Annotated in this window: 1 protein-coding gene; it reads left to right on the plus strand. The window is 70.7% G+C overall.

Features of this window, described 5'->3' with window-relative positions; genetic code table 11:
* The coding region (locus QMF80_RS37945) for an IS30 family transposase (RefSeq protein ID WP_283461986.1) at positions 1-831 on the plus strand (831 nt) is incomplete at its 5' end.
* Between the last annotated feature and the right edge of the window lie 40 nt (positions 832-871).

Genomic DNA, 871 nt, shown 5'->3' on the forward strand with positions numbered 1-871 from the left:
CCGTATGCGGCCCAGGCCCGCGCGGACGCCCGCCGGCCCCGCCCCAAGACCCGCAAGATCCACGACATTCCCGAGCTGCGGGACGCCGTCCAGGCGATGCTGGACGAGAAGTGGAGCCCGGAGCAGATATGCCAGGCTCTGCGGGCACAGTTCCCCGACCGGCCGGAGATGCACGTGGTCCACGAGACCGTCTACCAGGCAATCTACGTCCAGGGCCGGGGCCAGCTGCGGCGTGAGCTCGCCGGCGCCCTGCGCAGCGGCCGCGCCCGCCGCAGGCCCCAGCGGCAGGCCAGCTGCCGACAGCCGCGCTTCGCCACCCCGATGGTCATGATCAGCGAACGCCCCGCCGAGGCGGAGGACCGGGCGGTGCCCGGCCACTGGGAGGGCGACCTGATCATCGGCAAGGACGGGAAGTCCGCGATCGGCACCCTCGTCGAACGCGCGACCCGCTACGTCATGCTGCTGCACCTGCCGGGCGACCACGGAGCCGAATCCGTCCTTACCGCCCTGACGGCTACCGCCCTCACCCTGCCCGCGCACCTGAAGCGGTCCCTGACCTGGGACCAGGGCAGCGAGATGGCCCGCCACGCGGACTTCACCCTCGCCACCGACATCCCGGTCTACTTCTGCGACCCCGCCAGCCCCTGGCAGCGCGGCTCGAACGAGAACACGAACGGACTGCTCCGGCAGTACTTCCCCAAGGGCACCGACCTGTCCGCCCACAGCCCCGAACATCTCGTCGCCGTCGCCGACCAGCTCAACCGCCGCCCACGCAAAACGCTCGGCTGGGAAACCCCAGCCGAGCGCCTGCATAAACTCCTCGCGGCCTAGACAACCGACCACGTGTTGCAACGACCGCTAGAAACCGCCA

Origin of the sequence: Streptomyces sp. G-G2, from assembly GCF_030063135.1 — a bacterium.
In the GTDB taxonomy this organism is placed as follows: domain Bacteria; phylum Actinomycetota; class Actinomycetes; order Streptomycetales; family Streptomycetaceae; genus Streptomyces.